Genomic DNA, 24,254 nt, shown 5'->3' with positions numbered 1-24,254 from the left:
CTAAACTAAACTAAATAAGACATTAAACTAATTATTAATGAATTTTGTAAATGTTTTATCATTGGTGTTAACCACAATTTTGTAATTGGTATCACCCTTAAGTTGGAATACTTTTTCAAGAATTTTAGCATCCTTCACTTTTTCATTATGTACTAGTTCATAACCATTTTCATATTCACCATAGATTGCAATATCAACCGTTTCATGGTTTAAAGAAAGTTTGGTTAGAAACACAAGGTCATTTTCATGACGCACATAAGGTTTAAAGATGGTAGTTTCATCTTCCTTATTAAAGGTAACAGTGTTAGCTGTTACATGAAAAGGAATCGTGCTAATTTCTAAATCTTTATCAACCTCAAAGACATAATCACCATCTGGTAAAGATGTAAGATCAAATCCTTTTTTATAAAGACCATTAGTTTGAACCTGTTCTTTATATAGAACAACACCGCTGTTGTCAATGATTGAAATTTTATTACCTTGTTTTACATGTTCTAGTACTAAAGCTGTTTTTTTAGAATCTTCTTTAATTAACAGTTTAAGATCACTAGCGAATCCAAAAACGGTAGCGCACATAGTTACCATTAAGATTCCTTTTTTTGTGTTTGAGATTACGTTTTTCATAATTTAAAAATATTAACGTTCAACGGTACAAATATAGGTTGGGTTTAAAAGGTGCAAAACACTGATATTGACTAATATGTGTGCTAAATTAACTGTTAAATCTATGTAAACTTTACACAGGGATAATAGAGCATATAGTGAGGTTAATTGGGCATAGTTTTATATGTGTGCATAATAAAAAAAAAGTAGCAGTTAGAAAGCATGCTATGGAATAAATGCTCAGTAAGACGGATTAATATAAAAAAGGAAAGTGTTTTTTATGCTCTTCTTTTTTTGTATTACTAAATTGTTTTTAGGTATATTTAAAGTAAGATAAAAGTATATGTCTAGTAAAAAACAAATTTTAAAAACAAAAACAGAAAAAGGAATTCAAAGAACGCATAGTGTGCTTAGAGGGCTTATATTCTGTTTTTCAGCTATAGTAATTTACGATGCTTTTGTTTACAAATTTCCATTCTATTATATAAGTTTTTATATAGCAGGTATAATTGTAGGTAAAGTGTATAGTTTGTTTTTAAAGGTTCAGACTAATCAAAATACAGGGTTGTTTCAGTTTAATAGAACCATTTTTACAGTAGTACTTTTTATTGTATTAATCCTTTTAAGATTTGTTTTTGGAGGAATGATTTTGAAGGATTTGCAGGTTGAATATATTACAGATGCTCTTTACCTATTTTTCATCGGTATCTATCGATCAAAATTAAATGTAATTGTTAAGAAAGTGGAAGATGAATTTTTTAGTATGTTAAAAATTGAGAAGAAAGGAAAACTCTAATCTTATTACCTATGAAGATTAACATAAATCAAGGTGTGAAAAGAACAGGAATATTATTTTTTGTATTATTATTTGCAATACATTTTTACGCTCAAAACACAGAATCACCAACAAACAGTAATTATTTAATAAAATACGGCATTTCTCCAAAAGCACTAGATGCGGCTTTGAGTAGTACGCTTCAAGAAGGGTATTTTAAGCAAAACATTACAGTAACAAGAACGCATAACTTTAAAACAGAGCAAGCAAAATTTCAACTTATTTATGATCCAAGCTTTAAGGAAGGTATTGATATTCAGCTATTATATGATCCAGACTCTCTTGGGTATGTTCAGAGTAAGGAGTTGCTTAAATTTATGGAAACCATGCATTCATTTAGTAGGAAGTCAAAATCTAACTTATATGATGAGGCTTCACTTAAAATTAGAGAGGTGAATGCAGATACTGTAATATTAGCTTATAAATATGATCCTAAAAAGTTGGAGCCAGAACTCGCTTACGGGAAATATTTAGAGGGATTGATCTACATTTTCAATAAAACTCTGGTTAAAGTTGAACTAAAGAATACGAACAAAATAAAGATAAGGAAGGGAAAAGTATTACCTAATAAGTTTAAGCAGGAGGTGTATTATGAAAAAGACCCCACAGGAGGTTATGTGGTTTCAAAATATGAGCAACAATATAATGAGATAAAAAAGAGAAAAGAATACCTAGTTACTTTTAACGCACATTTGGTAGAATATCGAAATCTAGACGGAAAAAAACTGACATTAGAGACTACTCAATCAGATTTATTAGCTCATAATTCAAATACAGAAACTTTAATAGGTAGTCTTGGTGGAGCACTGCCCTTAATGGGGAAAAGTGCCAGAAAGCTTGGATACCATTTACCTCGCCCTATTGGTATTAGTGTTTTTAATCATAATCAATCACAAACCTTACAATTTACAGATTTAAGTATAGGGTTTAATAGCCCAGATCTTGTTTCAATAAAAGAGTTGTTTAATCTTCAAAAATCAACAGTAGACCAAACCACTCATATTACTATGGTTAAAGGTGATGTGTGGTTACTTCCTTTTTTAAATATTATGGGGCTAGTGGGTCACGGTGTAAATACCATTGACGGTTCTTTGTTTTTAAGTGATGAATTAAAAGAAACTCTTGTTAGGTTAGGTTATATTGTTGGTATTCCAGCTGATCAAATTCCAGATTATTTACCCATAAAGTCAGATCTTAGCTCGGTCACTTATGGAGCAGGTGTCACGTTGGCTGGGGGCACAGAAAAGATAAATATATCATTAAATTATCAAGTGGTTTTTTCATCTATATTAGAAGTTAATACCACAAAAGTAGCACATGTTTTCATGCCAATGGTTGGCTATATGACCTCTTTTGGAACCAATTTAATGATTGGAGCCCAAGGGCAGTATTACAATACGGTAACAGATGGCTATATAGGGTTGCCTGGAGATAATAGATTAGATTATGAAGTAGATTTTGAGCCAGTGCGCTACAATTTAATTCTAGGTGTTTATGTCCCCTTAACCCATCATTGGGATTTAGCTGTACAGTCTGGTTTTGGAGATAGAACTTCATTAACAGCAGTGCTTGGATATCGTTTTTAACAGCCATACCCTTTTCCTGAAGCATATCTGTTTTCTATCCTTATGGTTTTAGTTACCTTTGCATCATTTAATACACGCATCTTATGATATATTCAATGACAGGTTATGGAAAATCTGTTCTACAATTGCCCACTAAAAAGATAACTATTGAACTCAAATCTTTAAATAGTAAAAATTTAGATTTAAATGCAAGAATGCCTTCTATTTATAGAGAAAAAGAACTATCAATACGTAAAATTCTCGCCGATAAGTTGGTAAGGGGAAAAGTAGATTTTTCCATTTATGTTGAGGCTACTGCAGAAGATACGTCAACACAGATTAATACGCCCGTTGTAAAGCAATATATGGAACAGTTGAGAGCCATTATTAATGGTGATGATGTAGAATTACTTAAAATGGCTGTTAGATTTCCTGATGCGGTAAGTACGGTTCGAGAAGAGATTAATGAAGATGAATGGAAAGCCGTAGGTGAAGAAATTAACAATGCAGTAGATGACTTAATTTCTCATAGATTGAATGAGGGAACCGTATTGGAAGAAGATTTAAAAACACGAGTGGCTATCATTGGTAATATTCTAGAGCAAGTTATTGCTATGGATCCTGAACGCATTGAAGGAGTAAGAGAGCGTTTATTAAGAGGGGTTGAAGAGCTTAAAGAAAAGTATGATGAAAACCGATTTGAGCAAGAATTGGTTTATTACATTGAAAAATTTGACATTACAGAAGAAAAAGTACGTTTAAAAAATCATTTGAATTACTTTATGGAGTCTATAAATTCTGAAGATTCAAATGGAAAAAAATTGGGTTTTATAAGTCAAGAAATGGGAAGAGAAATTAATACCATTGGCTCAAAGAGCAATTATGCTCCTATGCAACAGTTGGTTGTTCAGATGAAAGATGAACTAGAGAAAATCAAGGAGCAGTTGTTAAACGTACTTTAATTAAAAAGAAACTTAGTGGAACAAGACAACATAAAGAAGGGAAAACTTATTGTATTTTCAGCACCATCAGGATCTGGAAAAACAACCATAGTAAGACACTTGTTAGGTATTAAAGATTTAAATCTTGAGTTTTCCATTTCGGCAACATCAAGGGCAAAAAGAGGAACTGAAGAACACGGCAAAGATTACTATTACTTATCGGCATCAGAGTTTAAAAATAAAATTAAGGCCAATGCGTTTTTAGAATGGGAAGAAGTATACCGTGATAATTTTTATGGGACTTTAAAAACAGAAGTAGAGCGTATTTGGGCTAAAGGAAAAAACGTTATTTTTGATATTGATGTGTCTGGTGGGTTAAGAATTAAGCGTAAATTTCCTAAAGAAACCTTGGCTGTTTTTGTGAAACCACCCAGTGTTGATGAATTGAAAATTAGGTTAAAAAAGCGCAAAACAGAGAGTGAGGATAAAATCAATATGCGCGTAGCAAAAGCTTCGGCAGAATTAGCTACAGCACCCTTGTTTGATACTATTATTATAAATGATACACTAGAGCATGCACTTGAAGAGGCGCATAAGCAGGTTAGTGAATTTATAAATTCCTAATACCAGATGAAAATTGGGCTGTATTTTGGGTCGTTTAACCCCATTCATATTGGACATTTAGTTATTGCTAACCATATTGTAGAATATAGTGATTTAGATCAGATTTGGTTTGTAGTAACACCTCATAATCCGTTTAAAAAGAAAAGTACCTTGCTTGATAATTACCAGCGGCTAGAAATGGTGTATCGGGCTACTAAAGATTATGTAAAGTTCAAACCAAGTGATATTGAGTTTCATTTATCACAACCCAACTACACAGTAAATACCTTAATACATCTCCATGAAAAGTATCCAAACCATGAATTTTCATTGATCATGGGTGAAGATAATTTGAAAAGTTTTCATAAATGGAAAAATTATGAGGTGATTCTTGAAAACCATCATGTTTACGTGTACCCAAGAATAACAGATATATCGATAGAAACACAGTTTGATGGTCATGAAAAAATTCATACCATTGATGCTCCAGTGATGCAATTGTCTTCCACATTTATAAGAAAGGCTATAAAGAGTGGCAAGAATGTACAGCCTATGTTACCTAAATCTGTTTGGGAATATATTGATGAAATGAATTTTTATCGATAAATCATCTCTAGTGAGTGTGGAAAAGTATGTTTTTGATTATTTAGCGTATACTCTATGGACTTGTAATAAAAAGTTGGACATTTTTATAAGACCTATACTACATTTTTAAATTGATAAAATTCTTGTCCCTTTTCTCTAAGAGCTTTGCGCAGTCTTTTAACCTCTAATGTGTTATCAGGTATTGGTTTTTCTAGTTTAGGGCATGTTATTGTATTGACGACCTTTCGTCATTTATAAATCCTTTGGGCCTATAAACCCAACTCGTTTGCTAATTCTTTTTATTCTCTCGCTGGTAACTTAACCGAACTACTTGCTTCTTTAATTCAGCACTGTAGTAGCTTTTTTCATGTCTCTAAGATGTATGTTTTTTAAAAAACAGTCTTAGATTTTATGTCTAAATAAAGGTAGCAACTCCTCCTAGGATTTCAATGCCATTAAACAACAAAATAACGGCTTTTTACTTGGTTTTTAACATAGAAACTCACGTTATAATAGTATTTTTGACCCCGATGAGCATAGTAAAGTATATATTCTGGATTTTATACCGTATTTGGTTTTATGTTTTGGTGGCTGTGCCAATTTTAGCCCTTTTTCCTATACTTCTTATTTCCATTTCAAGAGAATCTTGGTATCCTTTCTTTTTTAAGTTAGCTCGATTTTGGGCTAAGTTTATTTTAATAGGCATGGGGTTTACTTATCGTATTCAAAGGGAACAAATACCAGAACAAGGGAAGAGCTATATGTTTATTGCCAATCATACCTCTATGGCTGATATTATGCTAATGTTGGCTAGTGTAAAAAATCCTTTTGTTTTTGTTGGTAAGGCCGAGTTGGCAAAAATCCCCTTGTTTGGCTTTTTTTATAAACGTACCTGTATTTTGGTAGATAGAAGTTCTGCCAGGAGTAGGCAAGCGGTTTTTTTAAGAGCGCAACGCCGATTACAGTCGGGATTGAGTATATGTATTTTTCCTGAAGGCGGCGTACCTGATGAGCATATTGAATTAGATGAATTTAAGGATGGTGCGTTTAGGTTGGCTATTAATCATCAAATACCCATTGTTCCCTTAACTTTTGCCGATAGTAAAAAGCGATTTTCTTTTACGTTTTATAGTGGAGGTCCAGGCAAAATGCGTGTAAAAATGCATCGGTTTATTCCTACTTCGGGATTAAAAATTGATGCCACAACCCGTTTACGTGAACAAGCACGTGATATTATTTTAAAACAGCTTAGAGCCTTTCATAAAAAATAAAAACTGCTCTGGGGATGAGCAGTTTTTTTGTTTTGATTGTTATATAAACAACAATCAAAACTCAGATTTAACCGAAAATCTAAAACTTTATAGCAAAGCCGGTATAAATACCAATGAAAAATGGCGTAAAATTACCCGACGTATTTTTAAAGGTGTTAAACTGATATTTAAACATGGGTTCTAAGTTTAAATCAACCTTTTTGGTGAATTTATAGTTAAGTCCGAAACCTAAATTGGCACTATAACTTGTGCTGTTAATATTATTAGCTTCCCCTAAATAATCACGCTGCCCATTTTGGTTTTCACGATGAATTTCATTATCACTCAAAAAGAATGAACTGAAACCACCAATAACATTAATACCTAGTCTACTATTTGATATAGCATACTGAATTTCTAATGGAATTTCAATGTAGCCTAGGTTTTGGTTAATAGTAGTATTTGAGGTGGAAAAGGTTTCGGGTGAAACAATGTTTAAAGTTTCTTTGCTTGCAAAAGACACACTTTCGTTATTTTTATCAACCGTATTTACATTTTGAAGCGCACTGCTAGAGGATCGGCTAGACTGATATACAATAACATTATTAGTATTATAGCCTAGGTTAACTTTGTTAATACCAGATCGAATTTTAATTTTGTCATTAATGGCATAACTTGTTGAAATACCATAGCTCATATTAATATCACCTGATTTAGGGTTTCTATTAAACTGCTCATCAATAGAGGAGCCATCACCTAACGTGCTAAAGTAAACAGGCGCAGCGTTTGGGGCAACACTCCACCTGTTATTTGGTTGTTTTTCTTTTTCAGTTAAGACTTTATTGTTTTCAATAGCTTCTTCAATGGTTAAGGTGTTCGTATGATTTTTTTCTCTTTCGTCTTTTTTATTTATAGAATTATTCAATGTTTCAGATTCAGATGATGCCACACTATTATTTTTTGATGCCTCTTGAATAAATGCTTTTACTTCATCTTTATTGATTAAAATAGCAGATGCTTTAGAAGGTGCTTGATTTACCTGGTTTTTAGTAAAAGCAGTTTGATTTTTTAACTGAACACTTGTTTTTATAGAGGTTTTATGTCCTACATCTTCAGAATCTGATGGGTTTTTTGCATTCTGAAGCGTATTTTTTTGAATATTCTGTCGTATAATACTTGAATTTGATTTGGTACTGGAAACACTAGAGTTGTTTGAAGCTACCGAAGTAGGGTGCGTAACTGGTGTTTCAACAGAATCTGTACTAGTTGGCTTAGACAACTCATCACTAATCGCATTTATATGTGTAGAGGTTGATGGGTTGTTTTCAGTATCAACAATTTGAAATTCCTGTTCAGTATCTGTATCATTAAATATTAAAGTTCCAACGGTAAATAAAAGAGCAAGTAAGGCTGCAATACCAGCATAACGCCACCAAATAGGAATAATACGACGTTTTTTCTTCTTTTCGTTTAATTGGGCCTCAATATTGTTCCAAACAGCATCATTAGGTGTGGCTTCAAAGTCTTTGAAACGTTCCTGAAATATTCTGTCTATATGTTTTTTTTCGCTCATTTATAATGATTGCGATTGTTCGCTATTGTTTTCCTGGTTGATATGCTGTTTCAAAATCTGTCTAGCTCTGGCTAAATTTGATTTTGAGGTGCCAATAGTAATGTTAAGCATATCTGCTATGTCTTTATGCGAATAACCATCTAGAACATATAGGTTAAACACCAATCGGTATCTATCAGGTAATTCTTGTATAATTTTTAGAAGGTAATCAAGTGATAAGGATTCATCATCAATCTCTACTTCATCATCTTCTATTTGGTTCTCACTAATAAGGTCAAAAACTTTTTCACTTCTATACCGTTGTAATACAGTGTTAATCGTGATACGTTTTATCCAGCCCTCAAAAGAACCTTTAAATGTATATTGTTCAATTTTTTTTAAAATGACCAGAAATGCGTCTTGCAAATTATCTTCAGCTTCAACACGATTTCTTGAATACTTTAAGCACAAAGCGAATAGTTTGTTAGCATATAGCTTATAAAGTTCACCTTGTGCTTTTGTATCATTAATTTTACAATTTTCTATGAGTTGCTTTAAACTCAAGTGGAACATGTATTAATTAATAAATCTTTTTTACTAGGCGCTAGGACTAGTAACTACTGGTACTTCAATTATAATAAATTGATCTTCGCCTTCTTCATCTTCACCTTGCCAAAACTTAAAGATGTATGACCCGTTACTAGTAACGGTAAAATTAAACGTTTGTTCTACCAGTTCATCTTCTAGTGCTTCACAATTATCTTTATCAAAAACAATGTCTATCGGCGCTACAGTTCGTTCATTATTGTCTTTTGCATAATAAAATTCAGAAAAACTGTGGCACGTTGATGGTTTAAAGTAAGAGATGGTTATGGGGTAAGTTTCTCCCAATTCAAACTCATCAGGAATTTCAACAACAGATTCAACGGGTAAAACTTCAAGCCTAAAATTTGGATGATCGTTATTGTCTGTGCTACACGACAAAAATAATACAAGTGTTAGGCAAATAAAAACTAATCTTTTCATAATTAATAAATTCAGGGTTTTAATACATGTTTATATGTTGTAGATGTTTATGAAAAGGAAAGGTTGCGTAGAGGTAAAAAAAAATCTCGCTTTTGCGAGATTTTTATGGTTTATTCTTGTGAAACAGCCAGCCTGACTTTTTCTTCCAGTTCATCCATGAGTTCTGGATTATCTTTTATTAAGGCTTTTACAGCATCTCGTCCTTGGCCTAATTTAGTTTCGTCATAACTAAACCAAGAGCCACTTTTTTTAACGATTTCATATTCTACAGCTAAATCTAGAATTTCGCCAACTTTTGAAACGCCTTCACCATACATAATATCAAATTCAGCTGTTTTAAATGGTGGTGCTACTTTGTTTTTTACCACTTTTACTCTGGTTTTGTTTCCTGATACGTTACCATCAGATTCTTTTATTTGTGTGGAACGTCTTATGTCTAGTCTTACCGAAGCATAGAATTTCAAAGCGTTACCACCAGTGGTAGTCTCTGGGTTTCCAAACATAACCCCAATTTTTTCTCTTAATTGATTGATAAAAATTACAGTACAGTTGGTTTTGCTAATTGACGCCGTAAGTTTTCGTAATGCTTGCGACATCAACCGTGCATGTAGTCCCATTTTAGAGTCGCCCATTTCACCTTCAATTTCACTTTTAGGAGTTAATGCAGCAACAGAGTCAATAACCACTATATCAATAGCTCCAGAACGGATAAGGTTATCGGCAATTTCTAGGGCTTGTTCACCATTATCTGGCTGAGATATAATTAAATTATCGATGTCAATACCTAGTTTTTCGGCATAAAATCTATCAAAGGCATGCTCAGCATCAATAAAAGCAGCGATACCCCCTGTTTTTTGAGCTTCAGCAATAGCATGTAAAGTCAGTGTTGTTTTACCTGACGATTCTGGACCATAAATTTCAATAATTCTACCACGCGGATACCCACCAACGCCTAAAGCAATATCTAACCCCAATGAACCAGAAGGAATGGCATCTACATCTTGTATTGCGGCATCACTCATTTTCATTACTGTTCCTTTTCCGTAGGCCTTATCTAGTTTGTCTAAAGTAAGTTTAAGTGCCTTTAATTTAGCGTCTTTTTCACTGCTCATTTATCAAATGTTTTATTGAGATTATGCTCGCTAAAATACTACATCTTTTATCATGACACAATAATAGTTTTCAACATAACGAAATGTCTCATGATGCTAAATTTTTTAAATAAATTAGAAAAAAATACGCAACCTATTTTGATGTAGTGCATCCAAATGATAACGGCGTTTTAATTTTAAAACTAGGTTGACTAACTCATATTAAAGCACTTAAGCGTTGGTTTGAGTGCTTTTTTTATGGAATAAATTGTAAGGCGTCTTTAAAATTGTATTTTTGCAGCCTTATAAAATCTTTTAACTTAAAAATTTAGTATAGCATGCAACTGTACAATACATTAAGTGCAAAAGAAAGAGCAGCGTTAATCGAGAAAGCAGGAAAGGATCGGTTAACACTATCTTTCTATCAATATGCCAAAATTGAAAACCCTCAGGAATTTAGAGACCACCTTTTTGTTGTTTGGAACACATTAGATGTTTTAGGCAGAATATATGTTGCTCATGAGGGGATTAATGGGCAATTGTCACTTCCCGCTGATCGGTTTAATGCCTTTAAAGCACACCTAGATACCATCGATTTTTTAAAAGGTATTCGACTAAATATTGCCGTAGAGCAAGATAATATGTCGTTCCTAAAACTAAAAGTTAAGGTGCGACACAAAATTGTGGCTGATGGTTTGAATGATGACACGTTTGATGTGACCAATAAAGGTGTTCATGTAAACGCTGAGACTTTCAACACATTAATTGAAGATGAAAAAACCGTTTTGGTTGATATGCGTAATCATTATGAAAGTGAAATAGGGCATTTTAAAAATGCGATTACTCCAGATGTTGATACGTTTAGAGAATCTTTAGATATTATTGAAGCAGATTTAAAAACACACAAAGAAGACAAAAACCTTGTGATGTACTGTACAGGTGGTATTCGTTGTGAAAAGGCCAGTGCCTATTTTAAACACAAGGGCTTTAAAAATGTATTTCAGTTGGATGGTGGTATTATTGAATACACCAGACAAGTGAACGAAAAAACGTTGGAAAACAAGTTTATTGGGAAAAACTTTGTATTTGATGAGCGTCGCGCTGAAAAAATCACAGATGATGTTATTGCACAATGTCATCAATGTGGTGCACCGTTTGATGTACATACCAATTGTGCTAATGATGCCTGTCATTTATTGTTTATTCAATGTGATGCCTGCAAGGAAGAAATGAATAATTGTTGTTCAACTACCTGTAAAGAAATTCATGCGCTGCCTTATGAAGAACAAAAGGCCTTAAGAAAAGGCCAGGGAAATAGTAATGATATTTTCAAAAAAGGACGCGCCAATCATTTGCCTTACAAGAAAGATTTAAGAAATATTTTTGAAACCTTAAAGGTTGATAGATCGTAACGTTACAGCTATGCAAAAAATAGAATTAATGGCTCCAGCAGGAAATTTTGAATCGCTGCAAGCCGCTTTAGATAATGGTGCCGACTCCATATACTTTGGTGTAGAACAATTAAATATGCGTGCCAGAGCATCCATCAACTTCACCTTAGATGATTTGGAGGATATTTCAAAACGCTGCAAAGCTAAAAATGTAAGAACGTATTTAACCTTAAATACTATTATATACGATCACGATTTGTCCATTATAAAAACTTTGATTAACAAAGCTAAGGAAGCTGATATCACGGCTGTAATAGCTATGGATCAGGCTGTGATTATGGCTGCGCGTGAAGCTGGTATGGAGGTGCATATTTCTACACAAATCAATATAACCAATATTGAAACCGTTAAGTTTTATGCCATGTTTGCCGATACTATGGTGCTTAGTCGTGAATTAAGCCTGCGTCAGGTAAAAAAGATAACGGAGCAAATAGAAAAAGAACAAATTAAAGGACCTTCAGGAAAATTAGTAGAAATAGAAATTTTTGGTCATGGCGCCCTATGTATGGCGGTTTCTGGAAAATGTTATATGAGTTTACATTCTCAAAATTCATCGGCTAATAGAGGGGCTTGTAAACAAAATTGCAGAAAAAAGTATACGGTTATTGATCAAGAAACTGGGTTTGAGATGGAACTTGATAACGAGTACATTATGTCTCCAAAAGATTTGTGTACTATTGATTTTTTGGATGAGGTTGTTGATGCTGGAATCAAAGTATTAAAAATTGAAGGTCGAGGTCGAGCACCAGAATATGTAGCAAAAGTTATAAGATGTTATAGAGAAGCTATTGATAATATAGAAAACGGAACTTACAGTAAAGATGACGTTATTTCGTGGATGAAAACCTTAGAAACTGTTTATAATCGTGGATTTTGGAGCGGTTATTATTTGGGGCAAAAGCTTGGCGAATGGAGTAAAGGTTCAGGGTCTCATGCCACACAAAAGAAAGTTTATATAGGCAAAGGCACACACTTTTTTCCAAAAGCTCAAGTGGGTGAGTTTAAAATAGAAGCTTATAATATTAATATAGGAGATACCATTTTGGTGACAGGGCCTACCACAGGCGCTCAAGAGATGGAAGTAACAGAGCTTTTTGTGAATGATGAAAAAAATGATCAAGGTATTAAGGGCGATATGGTAACTATGAAATTACCTTTTAGAATTCGTCAATCAGACAAACTGTACAAGATTGTTGAAAATAAAGTAGAAGCTTAATGGTGGTTGTAACTTTACAACGTAATAAATGTATTGGTTGCAATTATTGCGTAGAATTGGCTCCCAATCAGTTTCAAATGTCAAAAAAAGATGGAAAAACCGTGTTGCTGCACGCCAATAACAAGAAAGGTTTTTTCACGTTAAGATCAAATGATGAATTGATTTTTGATGCTTGTGATAATGCTGCAAAAGCATGTCCTGTAAAGATTATTTCGGTGAAACAAGTTTAAACATTTAATAAAAGGGATGTTTTGAAACAAAATCATAATTCAAAACTTAACTTTTTAAGTCCTGAGAATAATCATATATTTACAAATTAAATAGTTTTAAGAACCTTCATTCGCATAATCTAAATTATTAGCGGATTCAATATATAAAATATGGCTTGTGCAAGTTGCTCAACTAAAGATGGCACTCCAAAAGGCTGCAAAAATAATGGTACTTGTGGAACAGATAGTTGTAATAAACTAACTGTTTTTGACTGGTTAGCTAATATGTCTCTTCCCAATGGTGAAGCACCTTATAATTGGGTTGAAGTACGTTATAAAAACGGACGCAAAGAGTATTATTATAACGCAGAAAATCTCACGCTTAGTATTGGTGATATTGTGGCCACACAAGCAAAGGCGGGGCATGATATTGGCATGGTTACTCTTACAGGGGAGTTGGTGCGTATTCAAATGAAACGCAAAAAGATATCAGACAATTTTAAGGAAGCTTTAAAAATTTATAGGAAAGCCAGCCAAAAGGATATTGATATTTGGCAAGCCGCTCGTGATAAAGAAGAGCCTATGAAAGTGAAGGCGCGCCAGTTTGCTATAGATTTGAAGCTTCAAATGAAGATATCAGATATTGAGTTTCAGGGTGATGCCAGTAAGGCTACGTTTTATTATACGGCCGAAGAGCGTGTAGATTTTAGAGAATTAATTAAGGTGTTTGCACGTGAATTTAGAACGCGTATTGAAATGCGTCAAGTTGGCTTCCGCCAAGAGGCAGCAAGACTTGGAGGTATTGGGTCTTGTGGTAGAGAGCTTTGTTGTTCTACATGGTTAACAGATTTTCGTTCTGTAAGTACATCTGCCGCACGTTATCAGCAATTATCTCTAAATCCTCAAAAATTAGCCGGACAATGCGGCAAGTTAAAATGCTGTTTAAACTATGAGTTGGATACCTATCTTGATGCTTTAAAGAGTTTTCCAAAGTCTGATACTAAGTTACACACCGAAAAAGGAATTGCTGTATGTCAAAAAACAGATATTTTTAAAGGACATATGTGGTATGCTTATGAAGGCGAATGGATGAATTGGCACAAAATTACTACAGAGCAGGCTAACGAAATTATCGAATTAAATAAAAGCAACAAAAAAATTACCAGCCTTGAGGAATACGCTTCAGATCTTATAGAAGATGATAAGGCAACATTTGAAAATGTGGTTGGACAAGATAGTTTAACACGCTTTGATAGTCCAAAACGTAATAAAAAACGTAGAAATAATAGAAGGCGCGATAATAATCAGGGGGGTAACCAAAACAAAAACTCACAAAGTAAAGCCGCCGTTACCAAACCTGATGATAACAAGCCTAAACCTAATCAGAATAAAAGAGCTAAAAACAAAAGAAGAAAACCTAAACCTCAAAACAATAAAGATGCTTCAAAATAAGACGTTACTATTCTTGTTATTAGCTGTTTCTTCTTTGGTCGTGTCTTGCGACTCTAATCGTGTTTTTGATGCTTATAAGGCAGTTCCAAACAAATGGCATAAAGATTCAGTTGTTAGTTTTAAATTAACCCCGCCAGATTCTACAAATGCTTATAATTTATTTGTGAACTTAAGAAACACCAATGCTTACAAATACAATAATCTATTCTTGATTGTTGAAATGGTTTTTCCGCATGGTAAAACCATTAAAGATACCTTAGAATACAGAATGGCAGAGCCTAGTGGCAAACTTTTAGGTACGGGTTATACTGATGTAAAAGAAAATAAACTTTGGTATAAAGAAGGCGTAGTTTTTGCGGAATCTGGTGAATATACCGTAAATATTCAGCATGCTATGAGAGAACATGGTAAAGTTAATGGCGTTAAAGAACTAGAAGGCGTTACTGATGTTGGCTTTAGAGTAGAACATATCACTAGCAATAATTAAAAAATTACATGGCAAAGGCAAAAAAGGAAACAAAATCAGAACAAGACTTTTTAAAATATATCCGATGGTTTTGGATATGCTTTGCAGGAGGGTTGGTCACTCTTTTACTGTTATTTCTTATGGCTTCTTGGGGTATTTTTGGAGAGATGCCAGATCACACGGTGTTAGAGAATCCTAAAACTAATTTAGCCACAGAGATTATTTCTTCTGACGGGCAAACTCTGGGTAAGTTTTATTTTAATGATAATAGAACGCCTGTTAGTTATGATGAACTGCCTCAACATTTAGTAAATGCTTTAGTGGCTACAGAAGATGCTCGTTTTTATGAACACTCGGGTGTTGATGCTAGGGGAACATTAAGAGCAGCTGTAAAACTTGGTCGTGGCGGGGGGGCTAGTACTATTTCCCAGCAGTTGGCAAAACAGTTATTTCATGGTGAAGGCTCAAAAAATATCATAGAGCGTGTTCTTCAAAAATTAAAAGAGTGGGTTATTGCCATTCGTTTAGAGCGTCAATATACTAAGGAAGAAATCATGGCGCAGTATTTTAATATTTATGACTTTGGTAATAATGCTGATGGTATTAGAAGTGCTTCAAGAATTTACTTTAATAAAGAACCAAAAGAATTAGAATTAAAAGAATCTGCTATGTTGGTAGGGATGTTTAAAAACTCGTCCTTATACAATCCTAGAAGAAATCCTGTAGGTGTAAAAAACAGAAGAAATGTTGTGCTAGCTCAAATGTATAAATACGATTATATTGATGAAAAATTGAAAGATTCATTGCAGCAAACAGAATTAGATTTAGATTACTCACCAGAGTCACATCGCGAGGGAATTGCGACCTATTTCAGAGGGTATTTAGATGGTTTTATGAAAGACTGGATAAAGGATAATCCTAAACCAGATGGTTCTAAATGGAATCTATATAATGATGGTTTAAAGATTTATACCACTATTGATTCGCGTATGCAAAAGCATGCAGAAGATGCTGTACAACAACATATGCCAAGGCTTCAGGCAGAATTTTTTAATCAAAACACACCAAAACGCAATCCTACAGCACCATTTTTAGAGTTGGATCAGAGTGAAATTGATGCTTTGATGCGTCGCGGCATGCGTCAGTCTGAACGTTGGCGTCATATGAAATACGATTTAAAAAAGTCAAATAAAGAAATTGAGGAATCTTTCCAAAAACCAATACCAATGACGGTTTTTGTATGGGAAGATGGAAAGCCATCAGAAGTTGACACCATCATGAAGCCTATGGATTCTATGCGTTATTATAAATCTTTCTTAAGAACGGGCATGATGTCTATGAATCCACAAACAGGTCACGTGAAAGCCTGGGTAGGAGGTATGAATTACAGGCATTTTCAATATGATATGGTAAAACAAGGGAAACGTCAAGTAGGATCAACATTTAAGCCTTTTGTTTATGCCTCGGCGATTGATCAGTTGCACTATTCGCCCTGTGATGAATTTCCTGACACACCTTATTGTATAGAAGCTAATAAGTATGGTAATCCTGAGGAATGGTGCCCCAAAAACTCTGGCGGTGAAGATGATTATGGAGGCACCCGAACTTTAAAAAATGCCCTGGCCAATTCGGTGAATACAATCACAGCGCGACTCATTGATAAAGTGGGACCGCAAACGGTTGCCGACTTAGTAAAGAAGATAGGGGTAACATCAGAAGTATTACCTGTTCCTGCAATTGCTCTAGGTGTTCCAGAGATTAGTGTTTATGAAATGGTAGGAGCTTACTCAACTTTTGCAAATAAAGGGGTGTATACCAAACCGGTTATGGTAACCAGTATTGAAGATAAGAACGGTACTATTTTGTATCAGTTTAAACCAGAAAGTAAAGATGTATTGAGTGAGGAGGCTGCTTATGTCACCGTAAAACTTATGGAAGGGGTTACCCAATCAGGTTCAGGAGCACGATTAAGAGGAAGCGGACGCGATAAATACCGGGCAGATTATAGAGAAGTTGTTACCGGGTATCCGTATGAATTTACTAATCCTATTGCTGGAAAAACAGGAACCACGCAGAATCAAAGTGATGGTTGGTTTATGGGTATGGTTCCTAATTTGGTAACTGGCGTTTGGGTTGGTGCTGAAGATAGAGCCGCCCACTTTAAAACCATAACATATGGGCAAGGAGCGTCTATGGCCTTACCCATTTGGGGTATTTATATGAAAAGTTGTTATGCCGATGAAGCATTGAATATTTCAAAAGCCGATTTTGAAGCACCAGAGGAGCTTACTATAAATGTAGATTGTTCTGTGGTTGAAGAAGATGCTTCGCAAGTTCAAACAGAAGAAAAGCTACCAGAAGAACTTGAATTTTAATAGCGTTTTACATTATAACATAAAAAAACCATTCCTTTTGGAGTGGTTTTTTTATTCGCATTATTTTTAGGGTATTATTCAATTATTCTTAAATTTATATGGAATAAAATGAAAAATAATGATTAACAAAAAAGTAAATAATGTTCAGGAGGCTTTAAAAGGTGTAACCAATGGTATGACTTTTATGCTAGGGGGCTTTGGTCTTAGTGGTATTCCTGAAAATGCAATAGCGCATTTAGTTACATTGGGCATAAACCAACTCACTTGTATTTCCAATAATGCTGGGGTTGATGATTTTGGTTTAGGGCTATTACTTCAGAAAAAACAAATCAAAAAAATGATATCCTCTTATGTTGGGGAAAACGATGAGTTTGAAAGACAAATGCTATCGGGCGAGTTAGATGTAGAATTAATTCCTCAAGGGACTTTAGCAGAACGCTGTAGGGCGGCACAGGCAGGTATGCCGGCTATTTATACACCTGCTGGATACGGTACTGAAGTGGCTGAAGGGAAAGAAACCCGTGAGTTTGATGGAAAAATGTATGTTTTAGAGCACGCTTTTAAGGCAGACTTTGCATTTGTTAAGGCTTGGAAAGGGGATGAGGCTGGTAATTTAATTTTTAAAGGAACAGCTAGAAATTTTAATCCCAATATGTGCGGTGCGGCTAAAATTACGGTAGCTGAGGTGGAACAAATGGTACCTCTAGGAACACTAGATCCTAACCAAATACACATTCCAGGTATTTTTGTACAACGCATTTTTAAAGGGGCTGTTTATGAGAAACGTATTGAACAATTAACTTTAAGACAACGCGATTAATTATGTTAGATAAAAATGGTATAGCAAAACGTATTGCAAAAGAAGTTCAAGATGGGTTCTATGTAAATCTTGGAATAGGCATTCCTACACTAGTAGCAAATTATGTACGAGATGATATAGAGGTAGAGTTTCAAAGTGAAAATGGGGTGTTAGGTATGGGGCCGTTCCCGTATGAAGGCGAAGAAGATGCTGATGTGATTAACGCAGGGAAGCAAACTATTACCACATTACCTGGAGCTAGTTTTTTTGATTCTGCCATGAGTTTTTCAATGATTAGAGGTAAGCACGTAGATCTCACTATTTTAGGCGCAATGGAAGTCGCTGAAACTGGTGATATTGCGAATTGGAAAATTCCAGGTAAAATGGTGAAAGGTATGGGAGGCGCTATGGATTTAGTGGCGAGTGCCGAAAACATTATTGTGGCCATGATGCATACCAATAAACGTGGCGAATCTAAATTGTTAAAAAAATGTACATTACCGCTTACTGGTGTTGGCTGTGTAAAGAAGATTGTCACTAATATGGCTGTTATTGAGGTAGTAGAGCAAGGGTTTAAGTTATTAGAGCGTGCTCCAGGTGTTTCGGTTGAGGCTATTAAACAAGCTACCGAAGGCCATCTCATAATAGAGGGTACTATACCCGAAATGAATATTTAAGGCATTTGTTTTTTTAAAAACAGACGAAATACAGTACATATGTTAAAAAAATATGTATTTTGTCGATTTAATATGTTTTTAATCGTTATTATTGCTGAAGTTTACGATATTAGTACTCCCCAAAATAACCAAATTAATAATAGATTGCTTTAAATCTATCATAAACTTGAATGACTATGAATGTTGCAACAAATCTACCTGAACAACCTACTCATGATGAAAGCAAATTCAAAGAAACATTAAAAGAGAATTTGCAGTTTTTTAGAGGTCTAATTTATTTAACTAAAAAGGTTTTTATGTTTTAATTAAGAAGTTAAATAATAGCACATAAAAAAAGTCGTTTTGAAATTTCAAAACGACTTTTTTTATAATCCTTTAGGGATAGCATCTATAAGTTTTTGGGTATATGCTTTTTGTGGTTTGTTGTAAATAACATCGGCATCATCTAATTCTTCAATTTTGCCCTTATTCATTACTAAGAGCTGGTCAGACATATATTTTACAACAGCTAAATCATGTGAAATAAAGATGTAGGTAAAGCCAAAATCGTGTTTAAGTTCATTAAGTAAATTTAAAACTTGCGCTTGTACAGAAATATCTAAAGCAGAAACCGACTCATCACATATAATAAGTTTAGGTTGTAAAGCAATAGTTCTGGCAATACCAATACGTTGTCTTTGCCCTCCAGAAAACTCATGCGGATATCTGTTATAATGTGCTTCAGAAAGCCCTACTTTGGTTAAGAGTTCTAACACTTTCAACTTGCGTTCTTGGTTGCTACTGTAAAGACCATGCACTTGCATAGGTTCTAAAATGGCCTCTCCTACAGGGATTCTTGGATTGAGTGAGGAGTAAGGATCTTGGAATATAATTTGAATATCTTTTCTAAGAGTTCTAGCTTCAGATTTTGATAGTTTGGTAATGTCTATGCCTTTGTAATTAATTTGCCCGGCAGTAGCTTTATCAAGCAAAAGAATGGCATTGCCTAAAGTTGATTTTCCACAACCAGACTCACCAACTAAGCCTAAAGTTTCACCTTCATATACTTTAAAACTAATGTTATTAACCGCTTTAAACGATTCCGTTTTTCCAAATAAACCTGTTTTAGAAAGGTATTCTTTTTCAACATTTAAAACCTCTAATAACGGTGGCTTGCTATACATGATGGTATGTGCTTTTTGCCGCATATTTTCAGTAATAATAGCTTTAGCAATAGTGTGATTTAAATAATCATGTATAGTAGGTAAAGTTTTTAAGCGAACATCTAAAGAAGGTCGTGCATTAATTAACGCTTTGGTGTAATTGTGCGTAGGGTCTGTAAAAATTTTGGTAACCGCTCCTTGCTCCACAATATCGCCTTTATACATGACCAATACCCGGTTAGCGATTTCAGAAATTAAAGCCAAATCGTGAGTGATAAAAATAATGCTCATTTTGGTTTCTTGCTGAAGGGCTTTTAAAAGGTTTATAATGTCTTTTTGAACCGTAACATCAAGTGCTGTGGTGGGTTCGTCTGCAATAAGGATATCTGGTTTGCAAGCCAATGCCATAGCAATCATAACCCGTTGTTTTTGACCTCCTGATATTTCATGCGGATAAGCAGAAAACACGCGTTTGGGTTGTGGTAATTTTACTTTTTCAAATAATATGAGTGTTTCTTTTTTTGCTTCAGATTTAGATAAATTAGTGTGTTGTAATAAGATTTCTAAAACTTGATTGCCACAGGTCATTGAAGGATTTAAAGAACTCATTGGCTCTTGAAAAATCATTGAAATTTTTCGTCCTCTTAATTTTTGAAAGGCTTTTGAAGGTAATTTTGTAAGATCTTGATCTTCAAAAGTTATAGAACCACTAGTAATTTGCGCTATTTTTTTGGGAAGCAAGCCTAAAATAGCTAATGAAGACACCGACTTCCCTGAACCAGATTCACCTACAATACCTAAAATTTCATTTTTATGAAGGGTATAAGATATGTTATGAATGACTTCATTGGTTCCAAAGGAAATGGAGAGATTTTTAATTTTTAATATAGTAGTGTCTTTCATTTAGATATGAACGATTTCATCGTCTGTTAGAATAGCATCGCCTCGTAAACGTAAAAGAATTTGAGCCACAGCTATGGTGTCTTTTTCGCAATATACGATAATGCGGTCTATGTCGTTATCTTCATAAAACACCCGACAAACTTCACTGCCATCAATATCATCTTTTGGAGAAGGAATGCCCAGAACATTAGTGAGCAACTTTAAGGACGTATAGGTTTTGAAGTCACCAAATTTCCATAATTCTAAAGTATCTAAATGTGCCACTTCCCACGGTTTTTTTCCAAATAAGTTAAGTTTGGTAGGCAGTTCTATGTTATGAATAATCATACGGCGTGCAATGTACGGAAAGTCAAATTCTTTACCATTATGGGCACAAAGTAAGTGTTTTGTTTGATTGAAATGTGATTCGAGTAGGTTTTTAAAATCATTTAAAATTTTAAGTTCATCACCGTAAAAAGAAGTGACTCTAAATTGTCTTAATTCCTCACTCTGAATCTTGAAATAGCCCACAGAAATACAAACTATTTTTCCAAATTCGGCCCAAATGCCTGCACGTTCGTAAAATTCTTCAGCCGTGAAATCTTCTTTTCTTTGATATTTCGATTTATGATCCCAAAGAATTTGTTTCGTTTCGTCTAAATCTGAAAAGTGTTGGGTTTCAGGAACCGTTTCTATGTCTAAAAACAAGATGTTTTCAAGGTTCAATTTTGAAATCATTGCTCTAGCATTTTATAGGCTTCATCAATATACACGTCCATATCTGAGGTGAATGGTTTTTTGCCTTCATCACTAGAAGTTCGTTGTCCTAATCTTACAATAATCACATTGTCGTTAGGTTCGACAATAACGTATTGGCTGTGATGACCACGCATTAAAAAGAAGCTTCTGTCGTTGCTCTTTCTTAACCACCAACCGTAACCATACTCTGGACTTTCAGGAAATCGGGGCGTTATAGATTTTGCTACAAAAGTAGAATCTAACAACTGTTTACCATTCCATTTTCCGTAGTCCTTGTAGAGTTTTCCAAATCGGGCAAAATCTCTAGCATCACTAGAAATACAACAAAATGTTTTAGCGAGTCTGTTTTTTGCATCATCCAATTGCCAAAGAGCATCTTCGGTAGCGCCCAAAGGGATCCAAAAACGTTCTGAAAGGTATTGGGCTAAAGGTTTGCCTGTGGCCTTTTGGATAATCATTCCTAATAATTGGGTGTTTCCACTTAAATATTCAAACGATTTTCCGGGTTCTTTTATCACTTTTAAATTAAGCATGGTCTCGGCTAAATCGTCATCGTAATTAGCTCTTGCGGTTAATGAAAACGGACTCGTATAATGCTCAACCCAGTCTAAACCAGAGGCCATAGAGGCTAAATCGCCCACAGTTGTTTTTTCATCTTTAAATTGAGGGTAAAAGTCACCAATGGGTTGATCCAGACTTTTTATGTGTCCATCCATAATAGCTTTTCCTAGCATGGCCGTAGTAATACTTTTAGCCATTGAAAAAGAGTTTGTCTTAGAGTCTTTTCCATAGTTAGGTGCGTACCACTCATAAAATATACTGTCGTTTTTAATGATGAGGTAAGCAACTGTTTCTAAAGCTGCATTGATTTGCTTAAGTTTTTCGGAAGGGGCTACCGTGTTATATTTTTTATGTAATGGCCACGGCTGGCTGCTATCGCCTTTAGCAATGGTGTCGTTGTCAAAATAAGGATAGTCATCAATCCAAACCGTTTTATGACCTGTGAAGTAAACGATACGAACACCTCTTAAAATGTAACTATAATCGAAAATATAGAGTAAAAGAACAATAAACAGTAAAATGATAGCAAGCCACTTCACAAATTTTTTAAGGAATTTCATTACAAGCTATTTAGGTTAACTAAATATAGAAATATTTTATGTATTTAAAATTAAAAATCGAAGGTTAAAACAAGCTTTGCTGTTTATAAGGGCTTTCATGTTGTAATAACCATTGTTTGCGGTGCAAACCTCCTGCATATCCTGTTAAGTTGCCATCACTACCAATAATGCGGTGGCAAGGGATTACAATCCAGAGTGGGTTTTTCCCATTGGCATTCGCCACAGCTCGAATAGCTTTGGCATCACCTAATTGTTTTGATAGATCTAAATAGCTTATGGTTTTTCCAAATGGCACATTTTGAAGTTGATTCCAAACTTTTAATTGAAAATCGGTACCGTGTGGGTTTAATTTTAAATGGAATGTTTTTCTAAGACCCTCAAAATATTCGTTAAGTTGCGTAGCGCAATCCTTTAAACTTTCGGGAATAATCTTGGTTGTTTCTTCTTTAGAATCAAGTATGGTAATTGCAGCAATGCCATTAATATCACCTGTTATTTGGGTATAACCTAAGGGCGTATTAATGATGCAAGTATCCATATCCATTTATTTGTTGGGTTTGTTGTCCTCAAATATACCAAGTTTTCTGGCTCTAGACTCCCAACTTTTTCTAGCTAGAACCTGTAAGTCTGACACATTATCACTTTCATCCATAATTTCTAGTCCGAGTAAGGTTTCTATAACGTCTTCCATGGTTACTAAGCCACTTACCGAGCCATATTCATCAACAACCAAAGCCATATGGTTTCGGCTTTCAACCAATTGTTCAAACAGTGTTGGAATAGGTAAACTCCTGTCTACTACAATAATATTTCGCTTGAGTTCTGAGAGTTTTTTTGAACCGTTGTCAAGAGCCATTTCCTTAAATACTTCATCTTTTAAAACAAGCCCCGTAATATTATCATGCTCATCAGTGTACACAGGTATTCTTGAAAACCGTAGGTTTAAATTTTTGTTGAAAAAATCTTCAACCGTTGTAGTTTCGTTCTCTGTTTTCATCACCGTTCTAGGGGTCATCACATCCTTGGCAAAAATCTCCTTAAAATTGAGTAGGTTTTTTATGATTTTGCTTTCATTTTCCTGGAACACTCCTTCTTCGTGAGCTACATCGGTCATGGCTACAAAACCTTCGCGAGTTAATACACTGCCGTGCCCTGTACCTCCAATGAGTTTTGTTGTGAGCTGCAATACCCATAAAATCCCGGTCCATTTTAAAGGAAAAATCATGATAGTAAGGGCTTTTGATGCAAAATTAGCTAAACCTTTCCAGTAGGTAGCACCTATGGTTTTGGGGATGATTTCTGAAGCCACCAAAATTAAAAAAGTCATGATAGCTGAAACGATACCAACGGTATTAATACCAAAAAATTCAAGTTTAAAAGGAAGTTTTTCAGCTTCAATGCCTACCATCATGGCCCCTAGGGTATGCGCAATGGTGTTTAAAGTAAGTATGGCAATAAGTGGTTTATCTACATCTTTTTTAAGTGCTTCTAGGGTAAAGGCGTAGTCTCTCCCTTCTTGTTTTTTTATATTGATAAATGTTGGGGTAACACTAAGTAAAACAGCCTCTAGGATAGAACATAAAAAGGAAAAGAATATGGAAATGGTGGCCCAAAATATAAGTGTGGTCATTGTATTTTAATTTACAGGTGCTAA

Annotated in this window: 24 protein-coding genes; 14 read left to right on the top strand and 10 right to left on the bottom strand. The window is 34.5% G+C overall.

The window, feature by feature from the left end:
• Positions 1-27: 27 nt before the first annotated feature.
• A complete protein-coding gene (locus tag KFZ70_RS04530) occupies positions 28-624 on the bottom strand; it encodes a hypothetical protein (protein ID WP_139694674.1) in 597 nt (198 codons plus the stop codon).
• 322 nt (positions 625-946) lie between these two features.
• Between KFZ70_RS04530 and KFZ70_RS04525 the strand changes: the two genes are divergently transcribed.
• From KFZ70_RS04525 to KFZ70_RS04500, 6 genes are all read left to right on the top strand, one after another.
• Complete coding sequence (locus KFZ70_RS04525; protein WP_139694675.1) at positions 947-1,399, top strand: hypothetical protein; 453 nt, start codon at positions 947-949, stop codon at positions 1,397-1,399.
• Between the two features lie 11 nt (positions 1,400-1,410).
• Positions 1,411-3,024 (top strand): hypothetical protein, encoded by a 1,614-nt coding sequence (locus KFZ70_RS04520; protein ID WP_139694676.1) that lies wholly within the window; start codon positions 1,411-1,413, stop codon positions 3,022-3,024.
• Positions 3,025-3,107: 83 nt separating this feature from the next.
• Entirely contained in the window at positions 3,108-3,965 is an 858-nt protein-coding gene (locus KFZ70_RS04515) for a YicC/YloC family endoribonuclease (protein ID WP_139694677.1), read from the top strand.
• 30 nt (positions 3,966-3,995) lie between these two features.
• Positions 3,996-4,568: a guanylate kinase gene (gene gmk, locus KFZ70_RS04510; protein ID WP_139694735.1), complete on the top strand. Its 573-nt coding sequence runs from the start codon at positions 3,996-3,998 to the stop codon at positions 4,566-4,568.
• Between the two features lie 6 nt (positions 4,569-4,574).
• Positions 4,575-5,153, top strand: a complete 579-nt coding sequence (gene nadD, locus KFZ70_RS04505) for a nicotinate (nicotinamide) nucleotide adenylyltransferase (RefSeq protein WP_139694678.1) — start codon at positions 4,575-4,577, stop codon at positions 5,151-5,153.
• A gap of 509 nt (positions 5,154-5,662) precedes the next feature.
• Entirely contained in the window at positions 5,663-6,403 is a 741-nt protein-coding gene (locus tag KFZ70_RS04500) for a 1-acyl-sn-glycerol-3-phosphate acyltransferase (RefSeq protein ID WP_139694679.1), read from the top strand.
• Between the two features lie 79 nt (positions 6,404-6,482).
• Here KFZ70_RS04500 and KFZ70_RS04495 read toward each other — a convergent pair whose 3' ends face one another.
• The 4 genes from KFZ70_RS04495 to recA form a co-directional block, all read right to left on the bottom strand.
• The gene (locus KFZ70_RS04495) at positions 6,483-7,955 is read right to left on the bottom strand and encodes a hypothetical protein (RefSeq protein ID WP_139694680.1); all 1,473 of its coding nucleotides are present in this window, start codon (positions 7,953-7,955) and stop codon (positions 6,483-6,485) included.
• Entirely contained in the window at positions 7,956-8,498 is a 543-nt protein-coding gene (locus tag KFZ70_RS04490) for an RNA polymerase sigma factor (protein WP_139694681.1), read from the bottom strand.
• Positions 8,499-8,531: 33 nt separating this feature from the next.
• Positions 8,532-8,960, bottom strand: coding sequence for a hypothetical protein (locus KFZ70_RS04485; protein WP_139694682.1), 429 nt, complete (start codon positions 8,958-8,960; stop codon positions 8,532-8,534).
• Positions 8,961-9,070: 110 nt separating this feature from the next.
• Positions 9,071-10,072 carry a recombinase RecA gene (gene recA / locus KFZ70_RS04480; protein WP_139694683.1) on the bottom strand — a complete coding sequence of 334 codons (1,002 nt, stop codon included), beginning with the start codon at positions 10,070-10,072 and terminating at the stop codon, positions 9,071-9,073.
• Positions 10,073-10,389: 317 nt separating this feature from the next.
• Here recA and KFZ70_RS04475 point away from each other — a divergent pair, with 317 nt between their 5' ends.
• The 8 genes from KFZ70_RS04475 (at position 10,390) to KFZ70_RS04440 (ending at position 18,696) form a co-directional block, all read left to right on the top strand.
• Entirely contained in the window at positions 10,390-11,463 is a 1,074-nt protein-coding gene (locus KFZ70_RS04475) for a rhodanese-related sulfurtransferase (protein ID WP_139694684.1), read from the top strand.
• A 10-nt stretch (positions 11,464-11,473) separates the two neighbouring features.
• Entirely contained in the window at positions 11,474-12,718 is a 1,245-nt protein-coding gene (locus tag KFZ70_RS04470; protein WP_139694685.1) for a peptidase U32 family protein, read from the top strand.
• Positions 12,718-12,948 carry a ferredoxin gene (locus KFZ70_RS04465; protein WP_139694686.1) on the top strand — a complete coding sequence of 77 codons (231 nt, stop codon included), beginning with the start codon at positions 12,718-12,720 and terminating at the stop codon, positions 12,946-12,948. Before KFZ70_RS04470 ends, KFZ70_RS04465 begins: the two co-directional genes overlap by 1 nt.
• 150 nt (positions 12,949-13,098) lie before the next feature.
• On the top strand, positions 13,099-14,379 hold the full coding sequence (locus KFZ70_RS04460) for a regulatory iron-sulfur-containing complex subunit RicT (RefSeq protein WP_139694687.1): 1,281 nt from the start codon (positions 13,099-13,101) through the stop codon (positions 14,377-14,379).
• The gene (locus tag KFZ70_RS04455; protein WP_139694688.1) at positions 14,366-14,866 is read left to right on the top strand and encodes a gliding motility lipoprotein GldH; all 501 of its coding nucleotides are present in this window, start codon (positions 14,366-14,368) and stop codon (positions 14,864-14,866) included. Before KFZ70_RS04460 ends, KFZ70_RS04455 begins: the two co-directional genes overlap by 14 nt.
• An 8-nt stretch (positions 14,867-14,874) precedes the next feature.
• Complete coding sequence (locus KFZ70_RS04450) at positions 14,875-17,220, top strand: penicillin-binding protein 1A (protein ID WP_139694689.1); 2,346 nt, start codon at positions 14,875-14,877, stop codon at positions 17,218-17,220.
• 118 nt (positions 17,221-17,338) lie between these two features.
• On the top strand, positions 17,339-18,040 hold the full coding sequence (locus tag KFZ70_RS04445) for a CoA transferase subunit A (protein WP_139694690.1): 702 nt from the start codon (positions 17,339-17,341) through the stop codon (positions 18,038-18,040).
• A gap of 2 nt (positions 18,041-18,042) precedes the next feature.
• Positions 18,043-18,696: a CoA transferase subunit B gene (locus KFZ70_RS04440; protein ID WP_139694691.1), complete on the top strand. Its 654-nt coding sequence runs from the start codon at positions 18,043-18,045 to the stop codon at positions 18,694-18,696.
• A 365-nt stretch (positions 18,697-19,061) separates the two neighbouring features.
• Here the strand turns inward: KFZ70_RS04440 and KFZ70_RS04435 are convergent, their stop codons facing one another.
• The 5 genes from KFZ70_RS04435 to KFZ70_RS04415 all read right to left on the bottom strand — a co-directional run bounded on the left by KFZ70_RS04435 (position 19,062) and on the right by KFZ70_RS04415 (position 24,230).
• Entirely contained in the window at positions 19,062-20,741 is a 1,680-nt protein-coding gene (locus KFZ70_RS04435; RefSeq protein ID WP_139694692.1) for an ABC transporter ATP-binding protein, read from the bottom strand.
• Complete coding sequence (locus tag KFZ70_RS04430; RefSeq protein ID WP_139694693.1) at positions 20,742-21,458, bottom strand: 3'-5' exonuclease; 717 nt, start codon at positions 21,456-21,458, stop codon at positions 20,742-20,744.
• Positions 21,455-22,600, bottom strand: a complete 1,146-nt coding sequence (locus KFZ70_RS04425) for a serine hydrolase (protein WP_139694694.1) — start codon at positions 22,598-22,600, stop codon at positions 21,455-21,457. The genes KFZ70_RS04430 and KFZ70_RS04425 overlap by 4 nt, the downstream gene beginning before the upstream one ends.
• A gap of 64 nt (positions 22,601-22,664) precedes the next feature.
• Positions 22,665-23,138 (bottom strand): methylated-DNA--[protein]-cysteine S-methyltransferase, encoded by a 474-nt coding sequence (locus KFZ70_RS04420; protein ID WP_139694695.1) that lies wholly within the window; start codon positions 23,136-23,138, stop codon positions 22,665-22,667.
• Positions 23,139-23,144: 6 nt separating this feature from the next.
• Positions 23,145-24,230, bottom strand: a complete 1,086-nt coding sequence (locus KFZ70_RS04415; protein WP_139694696.1) for a CNNM domain-containing protein — start codon at positions 24,228-24,230, stop codon at positions 23,145-23,147.
• Between the last annotated feature and the right edge of the window lie 24 nt (positions 24,231-24,254).

It is taken from the genome of Allotamlana fucoidanivorans, assembly GCF_045788535.1.
In the GTDB taxonomy this organism is placed as follows: Bacteria; Bacteroidota; Bacteroidia; order Flavobacteriales; family Flavobacteriaceae; genus Allotamlana; species Allotamlana fucoidanivorans.
The sequence above is the reverse complement of the archived record's forward strand: the minus strand, read 5'-3'. Positions and strand labels throughout refer to the sequence as shown.